The organism is Actinokineospora sp. NPDC051303, assembly GCF_055586285.1.
On the sequence record NZ_JBVJIN010000055.1, the window covers coordinates 34,849 to 37,128 of the forward strand.

General features: G+C 63.4%; 1 protein-coding gene. It reads right to left on the minus strand.

All coding sequences use genetic code 11. From position 1 onward, the window contains the following. Nucleotides 1–117 precede the first annotated feature (117 nt). Nucleotides 118–1,371 (minus strand): DNA sulfur modification protein DndB, encoded by a 1,254-nt coding sequence (locus ACZ6SD_RS28055; RefSeq protein ID WP_465320005.1) that lies wholly within the window; start codon nucleotides 1,369–1,371, stop codon nucleotides 118–120. Between the last annotated feature and the right edge of the window lie 909 nt (nucleotides 1,372–2,280).

The window sequence follows — 2,280 nt, forward strand, 5'->3', positions numbered from 1 at the left end:
CCTGTCTGGTCTCCCTCCCCCCCCCCCCCCCCCCCCCCCCCCCCCCCCCCCCGCCCCCCCCCCCCCCCCCCCCCGCGGCTGTTCTCAGCGATGTAGCCGATCACCGCGGCGCTGGGGTTACAGCGCGGTGGGGGCCTTCTTGTACCAGCCCGCGATCACGCTGACCAGGTGGACGATGTTCTGCGTGCGCATGATCGGCGCGAAGGCCTCAGGTTCGAAGTCCTTGTTGGCGTCGGTGGTGCGCCAGATGCTGGACTCCGCGACCGGCGCGGCCATGTGCGGGTCGAGCCTCTTAAAGAACGCAGCGATGTCGTCGAGTTCGGCGGGGTTCTCGCCCGCGCGCAGCTCGCGGAACACGCCGCCCAGCACACGCAGCATGCCCACCGAGCCGAGTAGCGAGGTGCGCCGAAGCTTCTGCGACATGGTCAGCTCATCGGGCTTGCGCTCGGCCTCCGGGTCGTCCTCCGTCACCGCGGCCAAGCCGCTGAAGGCGGTGGAGATGATGTCTAGGAAGTCCTTGACCTGCTCGATAACCTCACCGTCGGTCAGGCTCTGCTCGGCCTTCTTGCTGATCCTGCCGCCAGCCCCGGCGATGACGGCGCGGGTGATGTCCGCGACGTGCTTAGCGCCCATCAGGTTGGGGTTCTTCAGGGTCATGCGGTCCTGCTCCGCGTCCACCCGTCCCTTGAGCAGCGGGTGGTCGATGACGTCGGACAGAGTGCGGTTGGCAACCTTGTAGTTGTCGAAGCGTGCGCGCACCGCGCTGCTGATGCCCTTGGCGTTGTCGGCGACATCGACGAACATCTGCTGCGACTTGATCGGGTCAGGCTCGACGTAGATGTCCAGGCCGACGTACTCCTCCTTGAGGCGGGTCATCTGTTTCACGAGCCGTTCGCGCTCAACCTGGAGCTTCGCGGCCCTGTCCACGCTGACCTTGCGTGCGAGTTCGCGGTCGATCGCGGAGACGGCATCGGTGATGCGCTGCTTCTCGATGGAGACACCCAGAATCCGGTGCTGGCCATCGATGGTGCGCAGCGTGGCGATGCCGCCGATCGCCCACGGAACGGTCAGGTAGCCGACCCGTCCCTCCTCGTCAGCCTTCTGGAACGTGCAGCCGCCCCCGTCACGGGCAAGGAGTGCAGGGGCGACCCAGTCCTGCTTGGAATCGAGGTACTCACCGAACTGCTTGGCGTGCAGGCGGTCGACCTTGCGGTTGTCCTTATCGACGTTGTTCGGGTCGGGGACCGGAAGGATCGTCGGAAGATCCAGCAGCGGAACGCGCGTCGAGTACACCGCGCGCCCTCCCTGCATCGTCTTGAGAGCCAGGTACGTACTGGAGTCCTGCGGCCGCGACAGCAGCCGGGAGTCCACATCGATACTCATAGCTAACCTCCTATTTAGGGATTCACCCTCCTAATGGAGGTCGAGTAAGAGGTAACTTACCAGGCGTGTACCTAAATTTCAAGATAATATCTTATCTATCCTGTCAGGCGCCAATATTGCGCCCTCTTACGTTGACAAAGTTGACTGACCTGCAGGCGCTGCTCGACAGAGTTGACCAGAGATAAGAGTCAAGCGTCAGAGCTCGACTCCACAGCAGAACGAGCCCGCCAGGTAGCGACCGACGCTTCAACCCTGGCGAGCTCACCCCCGCCCACGCGCCGCCACCATTGCCCCTCGACGTCACGAAACGCGAACGTGATGTCTGCAGTCCCCCCAGTTCAGCATCTCCACGTTGATGCCATCGATACCTAGACCGGGCAGCTCGACGTCTTCACGCGGCCCGAGAGCATCGGCAGCCTTGAGCGGACCCGGCCGGGGCGAGGCGTTCCACACCACCGTGCTCCTCAAGGCCCAGTGTGCGTGCCGGACGCCCGCAGACATGTGGAGCACAAGATGTAGCCAGGCGTTGACCTGCGGAAGGCATACGGCCCTGGAAGGAGCAGGCCTGCGAAAATCTTGTCCCAGACACCTAGAAGCTCACGTGATTGTCACAGGTCAATCGCGGATGGATACACAAGCACACGAAGTCCCTGGCAATGGGCCTTGCTAATGATCGAGAGGTCATCTACCGGGACCTTTGCCATGTCTCCACCATTACCGCAGTTCACACTACCAAATTGGAAAGGGTTCAGCGCCAGCTGGGGATCTGGCCGAGCGTAAGGCTCCTTGGTCTCAAGTGATCGGTGCGACACCGTGGTTGATCAGGAGTTCGTTGAGTTTTTCGGTGGGGGTGGCCCAGTCCAGGGTCATGCGGGGGCGCCCGTTGAGCTCGCGGGC